Raw genomic sequence first — 23,837 nt, 5'->3', positions numbered from 1 at the left:
AAACCCCGCCACCGCACCTGCTCCGACCTCCCCGTTCACCCCCGGGGGGGGTGCCACCGCCCGCCCGGCGCCGCCCGCCGGGCCTCAGCGCGGCAGGCGCAGGTCGAGGGCCATCGCCTCGAGGGCGAGCAGCGGTGCGACGTTGGCGCCGATGCGCTCGCGCGCGGTGCCGATGGCGTCCATCGCGCCGAGCAGCTGCTCGGCGGTGAACACCTCGGCGACGCGGGTGACGACCTGCCGGCCGTCCTCGTTGACCAGCGCCGTGCCGGCACCGGTGCGCAGCACGAGCGCGTCACGGTAGACCGAGAGCAGGTCGACGAGGGCACGGTCGACGACGTCGCGGGTGAACCGCGTGGCCCGCGCCTTCTGCTCCTTCTCGAGCGCCGAGACCTGCGAGCGGATGTGCGGCGGCTGGGTGCGGGCGGTCGCGTCGGCCCCGAGGATCTCGAGCAGGCGCGCCTTCTCGGCGGCGTCACGCTCGCCCGACGCGGCCGCGGACTCCTCGGCCGCGATGGTCATGACGTCCTGCGCCGCCCCGACCGCGTCGCCGACCGAGACGATCTTCGCGGCCATCGCGACGACGTCGTGGCGCCGGATGCGGGCGTGCTCGTCGCGGGCCAGGCGCCGGGCCAGCCCGACGTGCTGCTGCGCGGCGCGCGCGGCGTAGAGCGCCATCGCGTGGTCGACGCCGTCGCGGCGCACGAGCAGGTCGGCGACGGCCTCGACCGACGGGGTGCGCAGCCGGACGTGCCGCGAGCGCGAGCGGATGGTGATGATGACGTCCTCGACCGACGGGGCGCAGAGCATCCACACCGTGCGGGGCGTCGGCTCCTCGAGGGCCTTGAGCAGGGCGTCGGCGGCCCGCTCGGTGAGCCGGTCGGCGTCCTCGACGACGATGACCCGGTAGCGCCCGACGCTGGGCCGGTGGGCGGCGAGCGCGACGAGGTCGCGGGCCTGCTCGACCTTGATCGAGAGCCCCTCGGTGGCGATGACGTCGACGTCGGCGTGCGTGGCGTCGAGGGCGGTGCGGCACTCGCGGCACTCACCGCACCCGCCCTGCGGGCAGAGCAGGGCGGCGGCGAAGGCCCGGGCGGCGACCGATCGGCCGGAGCCCGGCGGCCCGGTGAACAGCCATGCGTGGGTCATCGACGCGGGGTCGTGGACGGCCCGCTCGAGGGTGGCGACGGCCTTCTCCTGGCCGATGACGTCGCGCCAGACGCTCACGGGTCGACCACCCCTGCCGCCTCGACCCGCGCGAGGACCTCGGCGTGGATCTCCTCGGGCGGGCGGGTGCCGTCGACGACGAGGTAGCGCTGCGGGTTGCCGCGGGCCACCGCGAGGAAGTGCTCGCGGATGGAGGCGTGGAACGCGTCGGCCTCGGCCTCGAGCCGGTCGTGGACCTCGCCGCGCCGGCGCCGGCCCTCCTCGGGGGACACGTCGACGACGACGGTGAGGTCGGGGACCAGGCCGTCGACGGCCCACATCTGCAGGTCGTGGACCTCGTCAGCGCCGAGGTCGCGCCCGGCGCCCTGGTAGGCCACCGAGGAGTCGGTGTAGCGGTCGGTGAGGACGACCTGCCCGGCCGCGAGCGCCGGCCGGATGACGAGGTCGACGTGGTGGGCCTTGTCTGCGGCGAAGAGCAGGGCCTCGGCGCGCGGCGAGACGTGGTCGCCGTGCAGGACGAGGTCGCGGATGGCGGCACCGAGCGGGGTTCCTCCGGGCTGGCGGGTGACGAGCACTTCACGGCCTCGGGCGCGCAGGACCTCGGCGAGGAGACGCACCTGGGTGGACTTGCCCGCCCCGTCGCCGCCCTCGAAGGCGATGAACACCCCGTCCCGTCCGGTCACGCCGCGAGCCTAGGCCAGCGCGACGACGCTCAGGCCCTCGGGAGGTTGTCGCGGGCCCAGAGGGCGGCGCTCGTGCGGTCGAGGACCCCGATCTCGCGGAACACCCGCCCGAGGTGGGCCTTGACGGTGCGCTCGGTGATGTCGAGGGCCCGGGCGATCTGCTTGTTCGCCAGGCCCTGGGCGACGAGCCGCAGCACCTCGGTCTCGCGCGGCGAGAGGCCGGCGACGGCGCCGTCGCGCACGGGGTCCCCGGACGACGGCAGGAGGGCCACGGCGACGCGCGGGTCGATGGGCACGTGCCCGGCGGCCGCGGCGCGCACCGCAGCGAGTAGGTCGGCGGGCTCGGAGTCCTTGAGCACGTAGCCGATGGCGCCGGCGGCCAGCACCTCGCGCACCCGCTCGCGGTCCGAGAAGCTCGTGAGGACGAGGACCCGGGTGTCCGGGCGGCGGGCCAGCACCCCGCGGGTGCCCTCGACCCCGTCGACCCCGGGCATCGACAGGTCCATGAGGACGACGTCGGGCTCGGTGCCCACCGCCGACTCGATGGCCTCGGCGCCGTCGCGGGCCTCGGCGACGACGGTGATGTCGTCCTCGGCGTCGAGCAGCGTGCGCACACCCGCGCGGACGAGCTGGTGGTCGTCGGCGACGAGCACCCGGATCATGCGCGTACCCCCATCGGTCCGTCGAGGTCGAGGCGCCAGTGGGTGCCGGCGCCCGGAGCGGCCGCGACCCGCAGCCGCGCGCCGGGCACCGAGGCCGCCTCGGCGAGCAGCTGGGTGCCGAGGTGCCCCGGCTCGGGGTCGGTCATCGCGGCCTCCACGTCGAATCCTCGCCCGTCGTCGACGACGTCGAGGGTCACCACGCCGGGGCCGGTGCGGTGCAGCGACACGAGGACGTCGGCCGGACCGGCGTGCTTCGCGGCGTTGCGGACGCACTCCTGGGCGACCCGGTGCACGAGCCGCTGGGCCTCGTCGGTGAGGGCGAGCTCGTCGTCGGTGTCGGTGTCGAGCCGCACGACGACGTCCTCGGCGCGCACCGACTGGGCGAGGTCGGCGAGCGCGGCGACGACGCCCGAACGGGACAGGGCCGGCGGGTGCAGGTCGACGAGGAGGGTCCGCAGCGACCGGATGCTCGCGCGCACGGCGGTGGCGGCGGCGTCGAGGTCGCGGGCCAGGGCCGAGTCGCCGCTGCGGGCCGCGCTCGCCGAGGCGCCGGAGACGGTGAAGGAGGTCGCGGCGAGCTCCTGGACCGGGCCGTCGTGGAGGGTCGCGGCGATGCGGCGCCGCTCGTCGGACGAGGCGTCGACGGCCCGCTGGAGGAGGGCGACCCGCTGCGCCTCGGCCCCGCGCAGCCGCTTGGTCAGCGCGAGCACGAGCGGGGTGACGATGAGGACGAAGAGCAGGAGGCTACTGGCCGTGACCCCCGCGAAGCCGCGCCACAGCTGGCTGGTGCGCGCGGCGACCGGCTCGTAGGAGACGTAGATCTCGAAGAGGGCCGTGCGGCCGTCGGGCATCCACACCGGGCGGTAGACCTCGACGAGCTTGTCGCCCACCTCGAACTGGTTCTCGGTGGCCCCGAGCCGGGAGATCTCGGCAACCGTCTTCGGGCCGGCGAGCGCCTCGCGCTGGTCGTCGTCGAGGGTGAAGGTGCGCCCGATGAGCTGGGGCTCGTCGGCGTAGAGGACGTACCCGTCCGGGCGCCAGAGCTTGACCCGCACGACGGTGTCGGCGTCGAGGCTGCGCCGGATCGTCGTGCCGAAGGTGTCGACCGCGGCCGGGTCGCCGGCCATCAGGGCGTCGGTCATCGCCGGCTGGACGACGGCCTCGGCGAGCACGCCGGCCATCGACGCGGCGTCGTTGACGGCCTCGCGCTCGGCGAGCTTGCTGGCCGCCACCGCGCCGAGGACGCCGACGAGGAGCATCGCCGCGAGGACCCCACCGAGCAGCTGGGCGAGGATGCGCCGCGGCCGGACGGTCTCCTGCGCGACCTCGGCGGCCGCGGGGTCGGACACGAGGACCCAGGGCGGGTCCGGGCGCGCGGGGTCCCCGACCGGTGCAGGGCCGGCCGGGGACGTCGCGGGGAGGGACTCAGTCGTCGGATCCGTGCCCACCCGAGTCCCCACCGTGGTCGTCGCCGGCGTCGTGCCCGGCGCCGTCGTCGCTGCCGCCGCGCCCGGAACCGCTGCCGCCGTGGCGCGAGCCGGAGTCGTCGCTACCGCTGCCGCCGGAGCCGCTGCCGGAGCCGCCGCTGCCGCTGTGGTCGTCACCGGCGTCGTGCGTGGCCGGGTCGTCCGAGCCGTGGCCACCGCGGCTGCCGCCGTGGTCGTCACCGGCGTCGTGCGTGGCCGGGTCGTCCGAGCCGTGGCCACCGCGGCTGCCGCCGTGGTCGTCACCGGCGTCGTGCGTGGCCGGGTCGTCCGAGCCGTGGCCACCGTGTCGGCGGCCGTGGTCGTCACCGGCGTCGTGCGTGGCCGGGTCGTCGGAGGTGGCCGACGCGCTCGGCGTGGCCGAGGGCGAGGCGGTGGAGGTGGCGCTGACGGGGGCCCGCACGGGCAGCCGCTCGGCGAACGAAGCGTTGCCGAGGACGCCGACGAGGGCGGGGGTGACGGCCACTGCGGCTCCGACGGTGAGGAGGGCGATGCGCTTCATGGTCCAGGGTCCTTTCGGGAAGTGTGACAGGTGGGTCAGCCGGGGAAGACGACGCGGGCCGAACAGGTCTGGCCGGTCGCCGCGTGCGTGGCGGTCGCGGTGAGGGTGTCCTTGCCGGCCCGGTTGGCGATGCGACGCTCGACGTCGAACGAGCCGCTGGGGCGAGGGTGCGGGCGGTGCCGGAGCCGACCTTGACGCCGTTGTCGCGCAGGGTCCAGGCCCAGGTCTGGCCGGCGCGGTTGGAGTCGACCTCGAGCTCGACCTCGACGCGGCCGTCGTCGGCCTTGGCCTTGAGCTTCCAGGTGGCGCCCTGGCTGCACGAGCCGGAGGCCTTGGACGTCGGCGACTTGGCCAGGGCGGCCGGGACGGTGCCGGCGGCCAGGGCGGTGGTGAGGATGCCGACCGCCGCCACCCGGCGGAGGGAGAGGGAGCTGTTCACGATGTCCTCCAGAGGACGGGGGCCGCGGGTCGGCCCGACATGGAGAAAGGTGCCGTGGACCGGTGGACACCCACCATCGGGCGATGGTCCTAGTACCTCCCCACCCGCCGGAGCCCCCATCACGACCCCTCGACCACCCGGTGCGGCCTCCGACCACCCGGTCGAGCGACGAGGACATGCCGTGCCCGGATGCTCGGACACGGCATGTTCTCGTCGTTCGACCGGTGTCCGGCCGGGATGTTCGGCCGGTCAGGCCTTCTCGTGGCGGTCGGCGTTGGCGTGGATGGCGTCCCGCACGTACTGCGCGAGGCCGGGCGCCCGGTCCTCGTAGGTCTTCGTGAACCGGGGGTCGGCGAGGTACATGTCGCCCAGGCCCCGGTGGAAGGCGTGGTCGAGGTCGTAGAACCACCGCTCGATCTGCACCCGGTGGGCCTCGGCGGCGTCCATCGCCCGCTCGGAGGTCGGCGGCTCACCGGCCCGCAGCGCGGCGACCAGCTCCGCCTCGACCGCCTCCTGCTCGGCCTTGACCGCCTCCCAGTCGGCCGTCGTGTAGGAGTCGGTGCGGCGCTTGGACTGCTTCCACGCCTCGGTCTGGCCCCAGCGCTCCTCCGCCTCCTGCTGGTACTCCTCATTGAACCCGTCGCCGAAGAGCTCCTTGAGGTCCTCGGTCGTGGCCGGTCGTTCCGTCATCTCTCGCTCCAGTGCTCGGTCGATGGCCGTGACGAGCTCCTCGAGCTCGCCCAGCCGGGACACGACCACGGCGCGCTGTCGACGCAGGTGCTCGGCGGCGCTGCCGTCCCCGTCGAGCAGGGCCCGCACCCCGTCGAGGGGCAGGTCCAGCCGGCGGTACGTGACGACGGTCGAGAGCCGGGTGAGGTCCGCGTCGGTGTAGAGGCGGTACCCGGAGTGCGTCCGTGCGGACGGGACGACGAGGCCGATGGCGTCGTAGTGGTGCAGCGTGCGCACCGTGACGCCGAAGGTCTCGGCGACCTGCCCGACGGTCAGCTCCACCGTGTCAGTCTGCTGGCGCGTCGTGGTCATGTCACCCACCGTGGTGCCTGACGTCGCGTGAGGGTCAAGCCGGTTCGCCACGTCCGCCCCGCAGCCCCTCAGGAGAGCGGCGCGGTGAGCTCGAGGTTGACGTCGTCGGGGTCCTGGAAGGAGAGGATGGCGATGCCGGCGTCGGTGAGCTCGACGACCTCGCCGTGGGTGATGCCCGACTCCTCGAGCCCGCGGGCGGCCTCGTCGAGCTCGGCGCGCGAACCGACGGCGAAGCTCACGTGGTCGAGGCCGGTGACGTCGGCCCGGAAGGGCTGGGACCCGACGGGGCGCAGACCGAAGAGCGTCCCCTGGGGGGTCTGGTAGACGACGCCGCCGTAGAACTTCTCGGGGGCGTCCTCGAGGCCGGGCTCGCCCTGGTGGACACGGGCGTCGATCGCCTTCTCCCAGCCGAAGACGGTGTCGTAGAAGGCGACCGACCTCTCGATGTCGGTGACGGTGAGGCGGACGTGGGCGTAGCCGGGGCTCGTGACGAGGGACATGCCGCCACGCTACGTCGGCACGAGCCGGCGACGGCCCGGAGCGACGCTCCGCTGCCGACGGCGCGAGGGTCAGGCCTTCGGGGTCTCGAACCAGTTCGCGAGGGCGGACGCCAGGCCGAGGTCGCCGCGGGCCTTGATCTTGCCCATCATGAACATCATCGCGGGGTTGCCGGTGCCGGAGATCAGCTTGAGGAACTCGGCCGGCCCGGCCATCAGCGACAGGTCGGGGTCGGCGGTCGGCGCCTTCTCGACGGTGCACGTGCCGTGGTCGACGACGACGGCGTAGGTGTCGCTGGAGTCGCCCGGGCCGCCGGTGACGCGGAAGTCGATGCGCGCCGTGCGGTCGCCGGCCTTGTCGGCGCGGAACTGCCCGGGGAAGCGGCCGAAGACGGCGTCGAGGAGGGTGCCGCGGTGCTCGCCGGCAAAGGCGTCCCGGATCTCGGTGTCGGAGGCGCCCTTGACGGCCGCGACGAACTCGGACGGCGAGGCGGTGGTCAGGGACTGCGGGTCGAAGGCCATGCCTCGCAACCTACTGGTCGGTAACCACGGGGGCAACCCGGTCGGTGCCGCGGGTCAGGCCTTCTTGGCGGCCTTCTTCGTCGTCTTCTTCGCCGCCGTCTTCTTCGTCGTCTTCTTCGCGGTCGACTTCTTCGCCGCCTTGCGGGCCGTCTTCTTGACCGGGCCGCGGGCGCGCTTGTCGGCGAGCAGCTCGTACCCGCGCTCGGGCGTGATCTTCTCGGGGTCGTCGTCCTTGCGCAGCGTCGCGTTCGTCTCGCCGTCGGTGACGTACGGCCCGAAGCGTCCGTCCTTGACGACGACCGGCTTGCCGGACACCGGGTCGGTGCCGAGCTCGGCCAGCGGCGGCTTGGCGGCGGCCCGCCCGCGCTGCTTGGGCTGCGCGTAGATGGCGAGCGCCTCCTCGAGCGTGATGTCGAAGAGCTGCTGCTCGCTCGTCAGCGACCGCGAGTCGGTGCCCTTCTTGAGGTACGGCCCGTAGCGCCCGTTCTGCGCGGTGATCTCGACCTCGGTGCCGTCCTCCTCCGTGGTCGTGCCGACGACGCGCGGCAGCGACAGCAGCTTGAGGGCGGTCTCGAGCTCGATGGTCCCGAGGTCCATGTCCTTGAAGAGCGAGGCGGTGCGCGGCTTGACCTTCGCGGCCTTCTTGCCCTTCGCCGGGGCGGCCTCGTCCTCGGCAGCACCTCGGTGACGTACGGCCCGTAGCGCCCGGACTTGGCGACGATGTCGTGCCCGGTGACCGGGTCCTGACCGACGACCCGGCCGTCGTCGGCGGCACGGTCGAGCAGCTCGCGGGCGATGGCCGGCGTCATCTCGTCGGGCGCGACGTCGTCGGTGATGGTGGCCCGGCGCGGCTGGGTGTCGCCGCGCTCGGCGGCCGCGGCGTCGGTCACCTCGCCGGTGCGGGGGTCGATGCCGGCCGGGACGACCTCCTCGACGTACGGGCCGTAGCGGCCGACGCGCACGACGATCCCGTCACCGATCTCGATGGTGGAGATGGCGCGGGCGTCGATGTCGCCGAGGTCCTCGACGAGCGAGCGCAGCCCCTCGGCGGAGCTCGCCTCGTCACCGAAGTAGAAGCGCCGCAACCACACCGCGCGCTGCTCGTCTCCGCGCGCGATGGCGTCGAGGTCCTCCTCCATGGAGGCGGTGAAGTCGTAGTCGACGAGCCGGCCGAAGTGCTCCTCCATCAACCGGGTCACCGCGAAGGCCAGCCAGCTGGGGATGAGCGCCGAGCCGCGCGTGCTGACGTAGCCGCGGTCCTGGATGGTGCCGATCGTCGAGGCGTAGGTCGACGGGCGGCCGATGCCGCGCTCCTCCATCGCCTTGACGAGCGTCGCCTCGGTGTAGCGGGCGGGCGGCGAGGTCTCGTGGCCGTTCGCCTCGGCGCGACGGACGTCGAGCGAGCGGCCGGCGCCGAGCTTCGGGAGGCGGCGCTCCTCGTCGTCGCCGCGGGGCGCGTCCCGGCCCTCCTCGTAGGCGGCGAGGAAGCCCCGGAAGGTGATGACCGTGCCGCTGGCCGACAGCTCGACCTCGCGGGCGGGCGCACCCTCGGGCAGCGTGGCCGCCAGCCGCAGCGACGCGGTGGAGCCGCGCGCGTCGGCCATCTGGGAGGCGACGGTGCGCATCCAGATCAGCTCGTAGAGGGCGTACTCGTCGCCGCGCAGCTCGCCGCGCACCTGGGCCGGGGTGCGGAAGCGGTCGCCGGCGGGGCGGATGGCCTCGTGCGCCTCCTGGGCGTTCTTGACCTTCTTCTCGTACCGGCGCGGCGCCTCGGGCACGGAGTCGCCGCCGTAGAGGTCGCGGGCCTGCTGGCGCGCGGCCGTGAGGGCGTTGTCCGACAGCGTCGTGCTGTCGGTGCGCATGTAGGTGATGTAGCCGTTCTCGTAGAGGCGCTGGGCGACCCGCATCGCGTTGCGGGAGTTGAGCCGCAGCTTGCGCGAGGCCTCCTGCTGGAGGGTGCTCGTCGTGAACGGCGCGCTCGGGCGGCGGGTGTACGGCTTCTCGGAGACCTCGGCGACGGTGACCGCGGCGCGGCGCAGCGCATCGGCGATGCCGGTGGCGCGCTCCTCGTCGAGCTGGACGGCCCGCTCGCCGCGCAGGGTGCCGTCGTCGGCGAAGTCGCGACCGGTGGCGACCTTCTTGCCGTCGACGCCGGTGAGCCGGGCGGTGAACAGGTCCTCGGCGGCACCCGGCGTCAGGTCGGCGTCGACGTCCCAGTACGAGGCGCGGACGAACTTCATCCGCTCGCGCTCGCGCTCGACGACGAGGCGGGTGGCGACCGACTGCACGCGGCCGGCGGACAGGCCGGCCTTGACCTTGCGCCACAGGACCGGGCTGACCTCGTAGCCGTAGAGGCGGTCGAGGATGCGCCGGGTCTCCTGGGCGTCGACGAGGGCGACGTTGATGTCGCGCGTCTGGGTGGCGGCCCGCTGGATCGCCTCGCGGGTGATCTCGTGGAAGACCATCCGCTTGACCGGGACCTTGGGCTCGAGGGTCTTGAGCAGGTGCCAGGCGATGGCCTCGCCCTCGCGGTCCTCATCAGTGGCGAGGTAGAGCTCGTCGGCGTTCTTCAGGAGGGCCTTGAGCTCGCGGACCTTCTTCTTCTTGTCCGCGTCGACCACGTAGTACGGGTCGAAGTCGTCGTCGATGTTGACGCCGAACTTGCCGAACGGACCCTTCTTGATCTCCGCCGGCATCTCGCTCGGGGTGGGGATGTCGCGGATGTGGCCGACGGACGCCTCGACGTCCCAGTCGCTGCCGAGGTAGCCCGCGATGGTCCTGGCCTTGGCCGGGGACTCGACGATGACGAGCTTGCGCCCAGATGCCATGGTCAACCTGCCTGTTCCGTCGGCCACGTGCAGCGGATTCGTCGCTGCTCGGACGTGGTGACGCGACCGACGGTAGCGCCCCGGGCGCCGGAACGTGCAAACCGGTCCGGCGCCCGGCGCGCTCAGGCCGGGGTGCGCAGCAGGGAGCGCAGCACCCCGAAGGTGCCGAGCGCGGCGAAGACGAAGTACATCGCCAGGTCGCCCCCGTAGCCGCTGAGGACCTCGCCGTCGGTGATGTTCTCCCAGATGAACGAGCCGCGCGAGACACCGGCGGCCGCGGCCTCGGCGGCGTGCTCCGTGTAGTACTGCGAGGCGTCCCAGCCGACGAAGGCCAGGGCCGTGCCGACGACCCCGAGGACGATGAGGACGACGAGCGGGGCGATGCCGCGGCGCGGCGGGGCGCCGGCGGCCTTGGCGTAGCCGAGGCTCGCGCCGATGGCCAGCACCGCCGAGGTGATCGAGGCGATGAAGCCGAGGTTCCAGACGACGACGGCCAGGACCCCGGCGACGAGCACCGCGGCGAGGGCGACGAGCAGGCCGCGGGCGACGTTCTCGTGCGGCGGCGGGAGCGGCTGGCCGAACGGCAGGCCCGCGGTGGCCGGGGCCGCGTCGGACGGGGCCGGCGTGGCCGACGGGGTCGGCGCCGCCGCGGCGGGGACGGTCGCGGCGGGGACGGTCGCGGCGGGGGCCGTGACGGGGTCCGTGGCGGCCGGAGCCGTCGCGGGCCGGGTGGTCGGCGCGGGCGCCGGCGCGGCGACCTCGGCGGTGGGGTCGGTGTACTCGGTCACGTCGGGTGTCTCCCTGGCAGTGGGGAGCCCCCTCGGCCCCGGGCCCGCGCACCCTAGCGGGCCCCGGGACGCCGGCACCGGTGGTTCTGCGAGAACTCGCAGAACCACCGGTGCCTCCCCCCGGAGCGGTCAGGCGATCTCCTTGGTCACCACCCGCCAGGTGCCGACGGCCAGGGGGACCCCGAGCCAGACGAGCGACGCCGTCGCGAGGTGCGCCCAGTCCTGCCCGGCCATCGTGCCCGCCGTGAGCGGCTCGGTGACCCGGGACAGGTCGATCCAGGCCGCCACCCGCTCGAAGCCGTCGACGAGCGAGGTGACGATGCTGAAGACGGTCGGCAGCAGCAGCGAGGCGACGATGGCCACCGGGGTGTTGAGGAAGACGAGGCCGAAGGCGACCCCCTGGACGAGGTAGACGACGAGCGCGAGCACCAGCCCCAGGGCCAGCCCGGTCGGCACCCCCCACGCCGTCGGGACGTCGCGGGCGAGCGAGCCGACGAGGTGGGCCAGCGCGACCGCGGCGACCGACACGGCGACGACCGCGAGCCCGAGCACGACGGCCGCGAGCAGCTTGGCGAGGACCACGCGGCCCCGGTGCGGCTCGAGCGCGAAGGTCACGAGGCCGGTGCGCTGGCTCCACTCGGCGGTCGCGGTCATGATGCCGAGGACCGGCAACAGCACGACGAGCGGCAGGGTCGCGATGCCGAGCAGCCCCTCGAACGTCGCGTCGGCGGCCTCGCCCCAGACGAGGAAGGCGACGACGGCCACGACGGCGATGCCGCCGGTGACGACGCCGAGCCAGCGCCCGGCCCGGGTGTCGACGAGCTTGCGCAGCTCGACCCGCACCAGGCGGGTGAAGGGGACGCCGGGGCGTCCGGATGCCGCCTCGACGGAGGGCTCGGGGCGCAGCGGGGCGGGGGCCTGCGTCGCGGTGCTCATGCCGCCACCTCCCGCGCGTCGTCGGCGGTCAGCCGGAGGAAGAGCTCCTCGAGGCCCTGCGCGCCGTGCGGGCGCAGGTCGGTGACGACCACCCCCGCCGCGAGCGCCGCCCGGCCGACCACGGCGGGCTCGGCGTCGACGACGACCCCGTCGGGCGTCAGGGTCGCGTGGTGGCCGGCGGCCTCGAGCGCGACGGCGAGGGCACCGTCGTCCTCGGACCGGGCCCGGCTGCCCGACCCCGCCACGAGCTCGGCCATCGACCCGCTGGCCACGATCTTCCCGCGGCCGATGACGACGATCTCGTCGGCGACGACCTGCACCTCGTGGAGCAGGTGCGAGGAGAGCAGCACCGCCCCGCCGCGGTCGGCGAAGTCGCGCAGCAGGGTCCGCATCCAGTGGATGCCCTGGGGGTCCAGGCCGTTGGCCGGCTCGTCGAGCACGAGGACCTCGGGCTCGCCGAGGAAGGCGCCGGCCAGGCCGAGCCGCTGGCGCATCCCGAGCGAGTAGGTGCGCACCCGGCGGCCCGCCTCGTCGTCGGTCAGCCCGACGAGGTGGAGCACCTCCTCGACGCGGGTGCGGGGGACGCCGACGGTCAGGGCGGCGAGCGTGAGCGCCTCCCGGCCGGTGCGGCCCGGGTGCTGCGCCGACGCGTCGAGCATGACGCCCACCCGGCTGCCCGGGTTGACGAGGTCGCGGTAGTCGCGGCCGAGCACGGTGGCCCGTCCGCTCGTCGGCGGCGTGAGCCCGGTGAGCATCCGCATGACGGTGGACTTGCCGGCCCCGTTGGGTCCGAGGAAGCCGGTCACGGAGCCCGCGGGCACGGTGAAGGTGACGTCGTCCACGGCGGCGACCCGGCCGTAGCGCTTGGTGAGGTTCTCGACTCTGATCATGGTGACGAGCCTGCCGAGCGCGCCGGGGTCGGCACATCGGTCGCCGGTCTCGCGCGGGACCGCCTTCGGTCTACGTCGGAGGGGCCGAGGGGTAGACCTCCGGACGACGCGCCGCGGTCCGGAGGGCTCGTAGGGTGACGAGGTGCCCGCTCCCCCGCCCGCCCCCCGCCTCGGCTGGTGGGACCACACGTGGCGGTTCGGGCTGGCCCTCACCGCCGGGCTGGTCCTGTGGGTGGTCGCCGTCCTCGCGGCCGACCAGCCCGGAGCCGGCTACAGCGACCTGCAGTCCGGGTGGCTGGCGGTCGGCGACCCGCTCCTCGGCCTCGTCGCCCTCGTCGTCACCGGCTTCCGGCGCCGCTGGCCCGTTCCCGTGGCCGTCGTCGTCACCCTGCTCTCCGGCGTCTCCGCCGTGGCCGCCGGAGCGTGGGTGCTGGCCCTGTGCTCGGTGGCCACGCGGCGGCAGGTCCGCGAGATCCTCCCGCTCGCCGCGCTGGCCCTGCTCGCCTCGATCGGGTTCGAGGGCCTCTACCCCTCGGACGACTCGCTGCCGCTGTGGGCGGCCGGGCTCGTCGCGACCCTCATCGTGGCCGTGGTGGTCGCCGTCGGCTCCTCGGTGGGGGCCGACCGGGCCCGCGTGCAGTCCTTGCGCGACCGGGCCGAGACGAGCGAGCGCGAGCAGCAGGCCCGGGTGGCCGCCGCCCGCGCCGCCGAGCGCACCCGCATCGCCCGCGAGATGCACGACGTGCTGGCCCACCGGATCTCGCTCGTCGCGATGCACGCCGGCGCCCTGACCTTCCGCGACGACCTGCCCCGCGAGCAGCAGGCGCAGGTGGCCCGGACCATCGAGGAGAACGCCCACCTGGCGCTCAGCGACCTGCGCGACGTCCTCGGGGTGCTGCGCGCCGACGTCCCCGACCCCTCGCTCGCCCCCGAGCCTCCGCAGCCCGGGGTCGACGCCCTGCCCGGGCTCGTCGAGGAGGCACGCGCCGCCGGCACCCGGGTCACCCTGGAGAACCGCACGGGCCGGGACCTGCCGCCGACCGTCGGGCGCACCGTCTACCGCGTCGCCCAGGAGGCGCTGACCAACGCCCGCAAGCACGCACCGGGGTGCCCGGTGACGGTGACGGTGAGCGGCGGCCCCGGGGAGGGGGTGCACGTCGAGGTCGCCAACCCCCTGCCCGTGACCGCGGGTCGTGGCCTCCCCGGCGCCGGACTGGGGCTCATGGGGCTGCACGAGCGGGTCGACCTGCTCGGCGGCTCGCTGCGGCACGGGCCCGAGCGCGGCCGCTTCGTCGTCGCCGCCTCGCTACCGTGGGCGGCATGACGAGCTCGCCGGTCCGGGTCGCCCTCGTCGACGACGACCCCCTCGTGCGCGCCGGCCTGTCGATGATCCTCGGCGGCGACGCCGGGCTCGAGGTCGTCGGGGAGGCCGCCGACGGCAGCGAGGCGGTGGGGCTGGTCCGGTCGAGCCGGCCGGACGTCGTGCTCATGGACATCCGGATGCCCCGGCGCGACGGCATCGCGGCGACGGCCGACGTGCTCGCCCTCCCGGATGCCCCCGCGTGCTCGTCCTCACGACCTTCGACGCCGACGAGATGGTGCTGCGCGCGCTGCGGGTCGGGGCGCACGGCTTCCTCCTCAAGGACACCCCGCCCGCCCGGCTCGTCGAGGCCGTGCACGCCGTCGCCGCCGGCGAGCCGATCCTCTCCCCGAGCGCCGCCTCGGCGCTCATCGCCGCGGTCGCCGGGCAGGAGGACGCCGCGGACTCGCCCGCGAACCGGCGGCGGGCCGAGGCCCGGCAGGCGCTCGACGGGCTCACCGAGCGCGAGCTCGAGGTGGCGGTGGCGCTGGGGCGCGGGCAGAGCAACCTCGAGATCGGCGCCTCCCTCTACCTCAGCGTCGCGACCGTCAAGGCCCACGTCGGGCGCATCCTCACCAAGCTGGACCTCGAGAACCGCACGCAGGTGGCGATCCTCGTCCACGACGCGGGGCACACGCCGGACTGAGGAGCCACCGGCCCGCGGGAACACCGGCCGGTGAGATCTGGTTGAATGGTCAACTACATCCCGAGGAGCCCCCGTGACGACCGACACCACGAGCCGCGGCAGCGCCCGCCCGCCCGTCCTCTACCTCAGCCACGGCGCGCCCCCGCTGGCCGACGACGCCACCTGGACCCGCGAGCTCGCCGACTGGTCCGGCGACCTCGCCCGCCCCGACGCCGTGCTCATGGTCTCGGCGCACTGGGAGCAGGCGCCGATCTCGGTGTCGGCGACGTCCGGTGACGTCCCGCTGACGTACGACTTCTGGGGCTTCCCGCAGCGGTACTACGACGTCACGTACGACGCACCGGGGGCTCCCGAGGTGGCCCGCTCGGTCGCGTCGCTGCTCGCCGGGGCCGGCGAGACGCTGCACCAGGACCCCACCCGCGGCCTCGACCACGGCGCCTACGTCCCCCTCAAGGAGATGTACCCCGACGCCGACGTGCCGGTCGTCCAGCTCTCGATGCCGACCCTCGACCCGCACCGCCTCTTCGAGCTCGGGCGCCGGCTGGCCCCGCTGCGCGACGAGAACGTGCTCGTCGTCGGGTCCGGCTTCACGACGCACAACCTCGGCTGGTTCAACCCGTCTGCAGGGCCGGACGGCGCTCCCCCGACGCCGTCCGCGGAGTTCGACCACTGGGCCGCCGAGACCGTCGCCGCCGGCGACGTCGACTCCGTCCTCGACTTCCTGGCCAAGGCGCCCGCCGCCCGCGAGGCCCACCCGCGCACCGAGCACTGGGCGCCGCTGTACGTCGCGCTCGGCGCCGCCTCGGTCGGTGGCGACGTCGCCGGCCGCAGCGTCATCGACGGGTTCTGGTTCGGCCTGAGCAAGCGCTCCTGGCAGTTCGCCTGACGCCGGCGCCCACCCTCAGGGCAGGACGAGCGACGTGCCGCGTTCGAGTTCGGCCTCGACGTCCTGCTCGACGGCCTCGAGCGCCGTCGCGCCGGCGGCTGCGCGTCCGGCACCTGACTCCCCGACATCCGGTCCCGTCGACCGTCCGGCGGCCGCACCGAGAGGAGGCAACACGCAGACGAATCGGCGCCTCCCCCTGCGTGTTGCCTCCTCTCGGCACCGCTGAGCAGGGGTCGCGCACCCCGGGCCGGCCTGCTGCACACTGGCGCCCATGAGCGACGTCCACCTCGACCTCGAGACGCACCTCGACGGCCTGGCCGTCGCCGCCGACCGGATGGCGACCTGGGCGCAGGAGGCCGGGCTCGACGCCCCCGTGCCGACCTGCCCCGGCTGGACCGTGCACGACCTGCTGGCCCACCAGGGTCGCGTGCACCGCTGGGCGCTGGCCGCCCTCTCCGGCGCCGACCTCGCAACGGTCGACATCGACGACCTCGACGGACCCGACGGCGACGCGGTGGCGTGGCTGCGCGCCGGCGCCGCCGAGCTGCTCGACGTCCTGCGCGCCGCGCCCGACGACCTCGTCGCCCCCACCTTCCTCAAGGAGTCGCCGGCCCCGCGGATGTTCTGGGCCCGCCGCCAGCACCACGAGGCGACGATCCACGCGCTCGACGCCCTGGCCGCCCGCGACTCGCGCGACCCCCGCCACGGCCGCGCCCCGACCCCCGACGACGCGTGGTTCGACGACGCCACCGCCGTCGACGGCATCGACGAGCTGCTCGTCGGCTTCTGGCAGCGGCGCACGAACGGCCCTCGCGCGGAGGCGGACCCGTACACCGCCGTCGTCGCCGCCGACTCCGGCGCGCGCTGGCTGCTCGACGTCGGCACCGGCCGCGTCACCACCCGGCGCCTGCCGCCCGACGGGCCACACCCGGAGGCTGCCGCCGTCCTGTCCGGCCCCGCGACCGACCTGTACCTCGCGCTGTGGAACCGCGGCGGCGCGCCCCACGACCCCGACGGCCTGCTCGCGCGGTGGAGCCATCCCGGCCGCATCACCTAGCCGGCGAGGTGCTCCCCGAGGAAGGCGTCGATGCGGCGCCAGGCGTCGGCGGCGGCGACCGGCTCCGGGCCGGCGTGCAGGACGAACCGGGTCACCGGGGCGAGCCACCACGGCGCGGCGTCGGTGGGGTCGAGGAAGGAGTGCCCGGCCGACGGGTACTCGCGGACGTCGTGCGGAACCCCCCGGGCGGCCAGCGCCACCTCGAGCCGGTCGGCCGCGCCCGTCAGGCTGCGGTCGCGGCCCCCGTAGCTCGCGACCACCGGGCAGGCGTCGTCGAGGTCGTCCGGTGACGACGGCAGCATCCCGTAGTTGACGGCGGCGGCGTCCCACCCCGGGCGCCCGGCGAGGGCGAGTGCGAACGAGCCGCCCATGCAGAACCCGATGACCCCCACGCGCCCCGAGCAGCGCGGGTCGTCGAGCAGCACTCCCCGGGCCGCCTCGATGTCGTCGAACGCCGGCCCGCTCCCCCGGCGCAGCGCCGCGAAGGTCGCCCGCAGGCAGGCCGCCCGGCGTCCGCGCGAGAACAGGTCCGGCGCGAGGGTGAGGAACCCGACCCCGGCCATCCGGTCGGCGAGGACGCGCATGTTCTCGTCGAGCCCGAAGGCCTCGTGGACGAGGACCAGCCCCGGCCAGGGTCCCTCGCCCGACGGCACCGCGAGGTGGGCGTCGAGGTCACCGACGCGGACGGCCGCCGACGAGGTCATCGACCGGCCGCGCTCAGTGCCCGGACCGCGGCTTCTTGCGCGGTGCCGGGCGGGTCGGGTCGTCGGACACCGGCTCGACGTGCTCGGGCACGACGATCGGCCGGATGCGCGCCCAGGCGATGAACCCCAGCCCGACGACGAGCAGGGCGAGCCCGGCCCAGAGGTTGGCGTTGACGCCGCCGGTCTTCTCGGTCTCGGTGTCCCCGAACAGGCCCATGAGGGTGAGGATCACGCCGTAGATCGCGAGCAGGCCGCCGATGACGTTGCGGATGTCGAAGGCGCCTGCCTTGTGGGTCTCTGCCATGACTGCTCCCTCGTCAGAAGAGGACGTTGAGGACGACGACCATGCCGAGCGCCAGCCCGGCGAGCGGGACGGTGCGGCGGTACCAGGGGTAGGTCTCCTCGTTCGGGTCGGTGCGCTGCTCGCGCGGGGTCTCGGAGTAGACGAGCCCGACGAGCTCGGAGGCCGGCTTCGGCTCGGTCACCATCGTCACCCCCACGGAGACGAGGATGTCGACGACGAACGCTGTGGAGGCGGCGACGAACGCGGCGCCCTGGCCGGAGAGCGGGATGACGCCGAGGCTGAGCCCGCCGAGCGTGCCCTCGCTGAGGACCGCGACGACGATGGCCGACAGCGTTCCGGACACGAGGCCCGCCCACCCGGCCGTCGGTGTCATCCGTTTCCAGAACATGCCGAGGATGAAGGTCGCGAAGAGGGGTGCGTTGAAGAACCCGAACAGCGTCTGGAGGTAGTCCATGACGTTGCCGAACCCGCTGGCCACGAGCGCCGTGAAGATCGCGATGAACGTGGCGCCGACGGTGGCCAGCCGCCCGATCCGCAGGTAGTAGTCGTCGCTGCGGTCCTTGCGGATGTAGCGCTCCCACAGGTCGTAGCTGAAGACCGTGTTGAACGCCGAGATGTTGGCCGCCATACCGGCCATGAAGGCGGCGAGCAGGCCGGTGATCGCCAGCCCGAGAAGGCCGTTGGGCAGCAGGTCGCGCATCAGGTACAGCAGCGAGTCGTTGTACTTGACGCCCTCCCCCGAGGCCCCGCCGGCCGGGCTGCCGCCCTGCTTGAGCTCGACGATCTCCTTGACGAGGACCGCGGCGAGCATGCCCGGGAAGATCGTGAGGAACGGGACGAACATCTTCGGGAAGGCCCCGATGACGGGCGTCTTGCGGGCCGCGGAGATCGACTCCGAAGCCATCGCCCGCTGGACCTCGACGAAGTTGGTCGTCCAGTACCCGAAGGACAGGACGAAGCCGAGGCCGAAGACGATGCCGACGACCGAGAGGAAGCCGTTGTCGAACCCGGTGAGCGCGTTGCCCGGCCACGACTCGAGCTGCTGGCTGGCCGGTGGCACGCCCGCGCTCGCGGGGGCGGTCTCGGCGACCTGGGTCAGCTTCGCCTTGAGGCCGTCGTACCCGCCGACCTTGCGCAGGCCGAGGAGGACGAGCGGCAGCAGGCTCGCGACGATGACGAAGAACTGGAGCACCTCGTTGTAGATCGCCGCCGACAGCCCGCCGAGGGTGATGTACGAGAGGACGATGATCGCGGCGATGATGAGGGCGACCCACAGCGGCCAGCCGAGCAGCGCGTGGACGATCGAGCCGAGCAGGTAGAGGTTGACGCCGGCGATGAGCAGCTGGGCCACCGCGAAGGAGATGGCGTTGACGAGGTGCGCGCCGGTGCCGAACCGGCGGAACATGAACTCCGGGACCGAGCGCACCTTCGAGCCGTAGTAGAAGGGCATCATCACGACGCCGAGGAAGAGCATCGCCGGGATGGCGCCGACCCAGAAGTAGTGGACCGTCGGGATGCCGAACTGCGCACCGTTCGCGCTCATGCCCATGATCTCGACGGCACCGAGGTTGGCCGAGATGAACGCGAGGCCGGTGACCCACGCGGGCAGCGAGCGGCCGGAGAGGAAGAAGTCGACCGAGTCCGACACCGACCGGCGGGCGAGCAGCCCGATGCCGAGGACGAAGGCGAAGTACACCGCGAGGATCAGGTAGTCGACGGCGTTCGCCTGGATGAGGGTGTCGGCGGCCGGCAGCGCCGACGGCAGTCCCTCCACCAGTGACTGTGCTCCTGCAGCGACCACGCCCACCACCCGCTCCACGTCGAGGACGGTGCCCGTCCCGGCACCGCCCGTCACGCTAGCCGGTCGCACCCGGCCGGTCGGGCCTGCGGGACGCCCGAGTTCGGTCGGGTGCCGAGCTCGGCCGTCCCGCGGGGCTCAGCCGCGCGGGCCCGCCATCGCCGGTGCGCCCGCGCCGCCGGTCGGCGACGCCAGGTCGTCGTCCGGGTCGGCGATGGCGCCCTCGAACTGCGCAGCGTGCAGGCGGGCGAACGCGCCTCCGGCGGCGAGCAGCTCGGCGTGCGACCCGCGCTCGACGATCCGCCCGTCCTCCATGACGAGGATGAGGTCGGCGTCGCGGATGGTCGAGAGCCGGTGCGCGATGACGAAGCTCGTGCGGTCGCTGCGCAGCGCGGCCATCGCGTGCTGCACGAGGAGCTCGGTGCGGGTGTCGACCGAGCTCGTCGCCTCGTCGAGGATGAGCAGCGACGGGTTCGCGAGGAAGGCCCGCGCGATGGTGATGAGCTGGCGCTCACCGGCGCTGATGTTGTCGGCCTCGGCGTTGAGCACGGTCTGGTAGCCGTCCGGCAGCGAGTGCACGAACCGGTCGACGTACGTGGCGCGGGCGGCCTCGAGGATCTCCTCCTCGGTCGCGCCCGGCCGCCCGTAGGCGATGTTGTCGTGGATCGTGCCGGCGAACAGCCACGTGTCCTGGAGCACCATCCCGGTGCGTGAGCGCAGGTTGTGGCGGGTCAGCTCGCGGATGTCCTTGCCGTCGAGGGTGATCCGTCCGCCGTCGAGCTCGTAGAAGCGCATGACGAGGTTGACCAGCGTCGTCTTGCCCGCCCCGGTCGGCCCGACGATGGCCACCGTCTGGCCGGGCTCGACGACGAGGTCGAGGTGCTCGATGAGCGGCTGCTCCGGGGTGTAGGAGAACGAGACGTCCTCGAACGCGACCCGGCCGCGAGGGTGCTCGATGCGTGCCGGGGTGCCGGAGTCGGGCTCCTGCTCGGGGCGTCGAGCACCTCGAACACGCGCTCGGCGGAGGCGACCCCGCTCTGCATGAGGTTGGCCATCGAGGCGACCTGGGTGAGCGGCTGGGTGAACTGGCGCGAGTACTGGATGAAGGCCTGCACGTCACCGAGGCTCATCGACCCGCTCGCCACCCGGAAGCCGCCGACGACGGCGATGGCCACGTAGTTGAGGTTCCCGATGAACATCAGCGTCGGCATGATGATGCCGCTGATGAACTGGGCCCGGAAGCTCGCGTGGTGCAGGGCGTCGTTGCGCTCGGCGAACTCGCGGTCGGCCTCGGCCTGGCGCCCGAAGACCTTGACGAGCTCGTGCCCGGTGAAGGTCTCCTCGACGACGGAGTTGACCTGCCCGGTGCTCTTCCACTGCTGGACGAAGTGCCCCTGCGAGCGCTTGCCGATGGCGCCGGTGACGACCATCGTCACCGGGATCGTCACGAGGGCGATGACGGCGAGCAGCGGCGAGATGTAGAGCATCATCGCGATCATCGCGACGACGGTGAGCAGCGAGGTGACGAGCTGGCTCAGCGTCTGCTGGAGGCTCTGCGCGACGTTGTCGATGTCGTTGGTGACCCGGCTCAGCAGCTCACCGCGCGGCTGGGAGTCGAAGTAGGGCAGCGGCAGCCGGTTGAGCTTGTCCTCGACGTCACGCCGCAGCCGGAAGACGGTGCGGTTCACCGCGGTCGTGAGCATCCGGCCCTGCAGCAGCTGGAGGCCGGCTGCGACGACGTAGATGCCGAGAACCACCAGGAGCACCCGGCCCACGGCCCCGAAGTCGATGCCCTGCCCGGGGACGACGTGGTCCATCGCGGCGAGGACGTCGGCCACGGTTCCCTGGCCGCGGGCGCGCAGCGCCGCGACGGCACCCTCCTGGGTGACCCCCGCGGGGATCTGGCGGCTGAACACGCCCGCGAAGATCAGGTCGGTGGCCCGCCCGAGGATCTTCGGGCCGATCGCGTTGAGGACGACGCTCGACAGCGCGAGCACGAGGGAGCCGCCGACGACGACGCGCTCCGGGCGCAGCAGGCCGAGCACCCGCTTGGCGGACGGCACGAAGTCCTGGGACTTCTCGGTGGGCATGCCCAGCTGGGCGTGCGGGGGGCCGCCGCGCCGCGCGCCGGCCGGTCCGCGCCGCTCCTCGGCGGCCTTCTCCTCGGCGGACTTCAGCTCGCTCATGCGACCTCCTCCATCGCCTGCTGGCTCTCGACGATCTCGACGTACGTGGGGCAGGAGCCGAGCAGCTCCTCGTGGGAGCCGACACCGACGACCGCGCCGTCCTCGAGGACGACGACCTGGTCGGCGTGGATGATGCTCGAGACGCGCTGGGCGACGAGCACCACCGTCGCCTCGCGGGTGACCGGCCGCAGCGCGGCCCGCAGCCGGGCGTCGGTGGCGACGTCGAGGGCCGAGAACGCGTCGTCGAAGAGGTACACGGCCGGGCGCCGGACGAGGGCCCGCGCGATGGCCAGCCGTTGCCGTTGTCCCCCACTGACGTTCGTGCCGCCCTGGGCGATCGGCGCGTCGAGACCCCCGGGCATCTCGCGGACGAAGTCTTCCGCCTGGGCGATGCGCAGGGCCTCCCAGAGCTCGTCGTCGGTGGCGTCGGCGTCGCCGTGGCGCAGGTTGCTCGCCACGGTGCCGCTGAAGAGGTACGGCCGCTGCGGCACGAGGCCGATGTGCTGCCACAGGTCCTCGAGGGCGGCGTCGCGCACGTCGACGCCGCCGAGCAGCACGGCGCCTCCGGTGACGTCGTGCAGGCGCGGGACGAGCCCGACGAGGGTGGTCTTGCCCGCGCCGGTCGAACCGACGACCGCCGTCGTCGTGCCCGGGCGCGCGGTGAACGAGACCTCGCGCAGAACGGGGGAGTCGGCGCCGGGGTAGGCGAAGGTCGCCGCCCGCAGCTCGAGCTCGACGGGGCCGGCCGGGAGGGCGACGGGCGCCTCGGCGGGACGGACCGACGACGAGGTGTCGAGGACCTCGACGATGCGCCCGGCCGAGACCGTCGCCCGCGGGATCATCATCGACATGAAGGTCGCCATCATCACGGACATGAGGATCTGGATGAGGTAGGACATGAACGCCGTGAGGGCGCCGATCTTCATGGCGCCGGAGTCGACGCGCATCGCGCCGAACCAGAGGACTGCGACGGTCGAGGCGTTGAAGACGACCATGACGATGGGGAAGGCCAGGGCCATGAGGCGGCCGACGGCCAGCGCGGTGTTCGTGTAGGTCCGGTTGGCCTCCCCGAAGCGCTCGCGCTCGACGTCCTCGCGGACGAAGGCACGCACGACGCGGATGCCGGTGATCTGCTCGCGCAGGATCCGGTTGACGGTGTCGACGGCCTTCTGCATGGCCCGGAAGTGCGGCACCATCCGGCTGATGACGAGCCCGACCGAGAGGCCGAGCAGCGGCACCGCGACCGCGACGAGCCAGGACAGGCCGATGTCCTCGCGTAGGGCCATGAAGACGCCGCCGACCATCATGATCGGGGCCGAGACCATGATCGCCAGGCCCATGTAGACGACCTGCTGGACCTGGGTGACGTCGTTGGTCGAGCGACTGATGAGGGTGGGCGCGCCGAACGAGGACAGCTCGCGGGCCGAGAAGGAGCCGACCCGCGAGAACACCGCGGAGCGCACGTCGCGGCCCAGTGAGGCGGCGGTCAGGGCCGCGATGCGCGTGGCCGTGATCGTCGCGACGACCTGGACGAGCGAGACGCCGAGCATCCACATCCCGGCGGTGAGGATGAAGTCGGTGTCGCCGACCGCGACCCCCTCGTCGATGATCCGGCCGTTGAGGCTCGGGAGGTAGAGCGAGGCGAGGGTGCCGGCCAGCTGGAGGGCGAGGAGCACGAGGAGCGGGCCGGAGTAGGGGCGCAGGTGGGTTCGGACGAGGCGCAGCAACATCAGCGGGTCTCCCGGTCGGTGTGGTGGCGGGTGCCGTCGAGGACGACGGAGACGATCTCGGCGGCGTCGAGGTGGCCGGTGGACATCAGCGGGTGGACGCTGGAGAGGGTGAGCAGCTGGAGCAGGCCGACGACCTCCTCGACCGGCTTGCGCAGCGTCTCGGCGTCGGGACCGACGAGGTCGGCGAACGCGGCGTCGACGGCGGGGTCGGTGCGGCGCTGGGGCTTCGGGTGGGTGGACGGGCCGGGCGCCCCCGCGTGGTGCAGGCCCCAGATGAGCCCGACGATGCGCTCGACGTGCTGCTGCATGACGGTGACCCCGGCGACGAGGCGCTCGTCGAGAGTGAGCGTGGCGTCGATGCCGCGCAGCGCGGCGACGGCCGGCGTGGAGTCGAGGGCGGCCGCGACGCAGGCCTGGACGAGCTCCTCCTTGGTGCCGAACGCCTTGAACAGCGTCCCCTCGGCGATGCCGGCCGCCTCGGCGACCTGCTTGGTCGTCAGCGCCGGCCCGTGCTCGCGCAGGAGCGGGATGGTGACCTCGACGACCGAGGTGCGGCGGTCGTCGGGGCTCATGGCGGGGGCACGGGGGGTCACGACGGACGATCATAAGTGAGTGAGCACTCACTCACAACTGCTTTCCCCGAACGCGGCGACCCCGCCCTCCGATGCAGGGGTGGAGGGCGGGGTCGTACGGCCACAGGGCGGACGGGGAGGGCTCCCCGACAGGGATT

19 protein-coding genes and 3 pseudogenes are annotated in these 23,837 nt (G+C 73.7%); 4 read left to right on the top strand and 18 right to left on the bottom strand.

The annotated features are described in order from the left end of the window. Nucleotides 1-84 precede the first annotated feature (84 nt). From G7075_RS19560 to G7075_RS19505, 12 genes and pseudogenes are all read right to left on the bottom strand, one after another. Nucleotides 85-1,224, bottom strand: a complete 1,140-nt coding sequence (locus G7075_RS19560; protein WP_166124080.1) for a DNA polymerase III subunit delta' — start codon at nt 1,222-1,224, stop codon at nt 85-87. Beyond that, nucleotides 1,221-1,847 carry a dTMP kinase gene (gene tmk / locus G7075_RS19555; protein WP_166124079.1) on the bottom strand — a complete coding sequence of 209 codons (627 nt, stop codon included), beginning with the start codon at nt 1,845-1,847 and terminating at the stop codon, nt 1,221-1,223. Before tmk ends, G7075_RS19560 begins: the two co-directional genes overlap by 4 nt. 29 nt (nt 1,848-1,876) lie before the next feature. Next, the gene (locus G7075_RS19550) at nt 1,877-2,509 is read right to left on the bottom strand and encodes a response regulator transcription factor (RefSeq protein WP_166124078.1); all 633 of its coding nucleotides are present in this window, start codon (nt 2,507-2,509) and stop codon (nt 1,877-1,879) included. Next, the gene (locus G7075_RS19545) at nt 2,506-3,858 is read right to left on the bottom strand and encodes a sensor histidine kinase (RefSeq protein WP_166124077.1); all 1,353 of its coding nucleotides are present in this window, start codon (nt 3,856-3,858) and stop codon (nt 2,506-2,508) included. Before G7075_RS19545 ends, G7075_RS19550 begins: the two co-directional genes overlap by 4 nt. Before the next feature lie 76 nt (nt 3,859-3,934). Further along, entirely contained in the window at nt 3,935-4,495 is a 561-nt protein-coding gene (locus G7075_RS19540; RefSeq protein WP_166124076.1) for a hypothetical protein, read from the bottom strand. Nucleotides 4,496-5,183: 688 nt separating this feature from the next. Further along, entirely contained in the window at nt 5,184-5,975 is a 792-nt protein-coding gene (locus G7075_RS19535; protein ID WP_166124075.1) for a MerR family transcriptional regulator, read from the bottom strand. Nucleotides 5,976-6,043: 68 nt separating this feature from the next. Next, a complete protein-coding gene (locus G7075_RS19530) occupies nt 6,044-6,475 on the bottom strand; it encodes a VOC family protein (RefSeq protein WP_166124074.1) in 432 nt (143 codons plus the stop codon). A 69-nt stretch (nt 6,476-6,544) separates the two neighbouring features. Continuing rightward, a complete protein-coding gene (locus G7075_RS19525) occupies nt 6,545-6,994 on the bottom strand; it encodes an SCP2 sterol-binding domain-containing protein (RefSeq protein WP_166124073.1) in 450 nt (149 codons plus the stop codon). 54 nt (nt 6,995-7,048) lie between these two features. Continuing rightward, nucleotides 7,049-9,822 (bottom strand): annotated as a pseudogene (topA, locus tag G7075_RS19520) (type I DNA topoisomerase). Between the two features lie 122 nt (nt 9,823-9,944). Next, the gene (locus G7075_RS19515; protein WP_166124072.1) at nt 9,945-10,610 is read right to left on the bottom strand and encodes a hypothetical protein; all 666 of its coding nucleotides are present in this window, start codon (nt 10,608-10,610) and stop codon (nt 9,945-9,947) included. Between the two features lie 129 nt (nt 10,611-10,739). Then, entirely contained in the window at nt 10,740-11,546 is an 807-nt protein-coding gene (locus G7075_RS19510) for an ABC transporter permease (RefSeq protein WP_166124071.1), read from the bottom strand. Further along, entirely contained in the window at nt 11,543-12,436 is an 894-nt protein-coding gene (locus G7075_RS19505; protein ID WP_166124070.1) for an ABC transporter ATP-binding protein, read from the bottom strand. The genes G7075_RS19510 and G7075_RS19505 overlap by 4 nt, the downstream gene beginning before the upstream one ends. Nucleotides 12,437-12,578: 142 nt before the next feature. Here G7075_RS19505 and G7075_RS19500 point away from each other — a divergent pair, with 142 nt between their 5' ends. The 4 genes and pseudogenes from G7075_RS19500 (at nt 12,579) to G7075_RS19480 (ending at nt 16,385) form a co-directional block, all read left to right on the top strand. Continuing rightward, nucleotides 12,579-13,760 (top strand): sensor histidine kinase, encoded by a 1,182-nt coding sequence (locus G7075_RS19500; protein WP_166124069.1) that lies wholly within the window; start codon nt 12,579-12,581, stop codon nt 13,758-13,760. Next, nucleotides 13,757-14,442: pseudogene (locus G7075_RS19495) on the top strand (response regulator). The gene G7075_RS19500 and the pseudogene G7075_RS19495 overlap by 4 nt, the downstream one beginning before the upstream one ends. A 73-nt stretch (nt 14,443-14,515) precedes the next feature. Beyond that, nucleotides 14,516-15,328 (top strand): dioxygenase, encoded by an 813-nt coding sequence (locus G7075_RS19490; RefSeq protein WP_166124068.1) that lies wholly within the window; start codon nt 14,516-14,518, stop codon nt 15,326-15,328. A 271-nt stretch (nt 15,329-15,599) separates the two neighbouring features. Then, complete coding sequence (locus G7075_RS19480) at nt 15,600-16,385, top strand: maleylpyruvate isomerase N-terminal domain-containing protein (protein ID WP_205860575.1); 786 nt, start codon at nt 15,600-15,602, stop codon at nt 16,383-16,385. Here G7075_RS19480 and G7075_RS19475 read toward each other — a convergent pair. The 6 genes and pseudogenes from G7075_RS19475 to G7075_RS19450 form a co-directional block, all read right to left on the bottom strand. After that, entirely contained in the window at nt 16,382-17,089 is a 708-nt protein-coding gene (locus G7075_RS19475) for a dienelactone hydrolase family protein (RefSeq protein ID WP_166124067.1), read from the bottom strand. The two genes, G7075_RS19480 and G7075_RS19475, sit on opposite strands and share 4 nt — an antisense overlap. 13 nt (nt 17,090-17,102) lie before the next feature. Beyond that, nucleotides 17,103-17,393, bottom strand: coding sequence for a hypothetical protein (locus tag G7075_RS19470; protein WP_166124066.1), 291 nt, complete (start codon nt 17,391-17,393; stop codon nt 17,103-17,105). Nucleotides 17,394-17,406: 13 nt separating this feature from the next. Then, complete coding sequence (locus G7075_RS19465; protein ID WP_240917770.1) at nt 17,407-19,167, bottom strand: sodium:solute symporter family protein; 1,761 nt, start codon at nt 19,165-19,167, stop codon at nt 17,407-17,409. 162 nt (nt 19,168-19,329) lie between these two features. Next, nucleotides 19,330-21,377: pseudogene (locus G7075_RS19460) on the bottom strand (ABC transporter ATP-binding protein). Further along, a complete protein-coding gene (locus G7075_RS19455) occupies nt 21,374-23,107 on the bottom strand; it encodes an ABC transporter ATP-binding protein (protein ID WP_166124065.1) in 1,734 nt (577 codons plus the stop codon). Before G7075_RS19455 ends, G7075_RS19460 begins: the two are co-directional and overlap by 4 nt. Then, nucleotides 23,107-23,700, bottom strand: coding sequence for a TetR/AcrR family transcriptional regulator (locus tag G7075_RS19450; RefSeq protein WP_166124064.1), 594 nt, complete (start codon nt 23,698-23,700; stop codon nt 23,107-23,109). The genes G7075_RS19455 and G7075_RS19450 overlap by 1 nt, the downstream gene beginning before the upstream one ends. Nucleotides 23,701-23,837: the final 137 nt, after the last annotated feature.

The sequence above is a fragment of the Phycicoccus sp. HDW14 genome (assembly GCF_011383005.1).
Taxonomy (GTDB): domain Bacteria; phylum Actinomycetota; class Actinomycetes; order Actinomycetales; family Dermatophilaceae; genus Phycicoccus.
The sequence above is the reverse complement of the archived record's forward strand: the minus strand, read 5'-3'. Positions and strand labels throughout refer to the sequence as shown.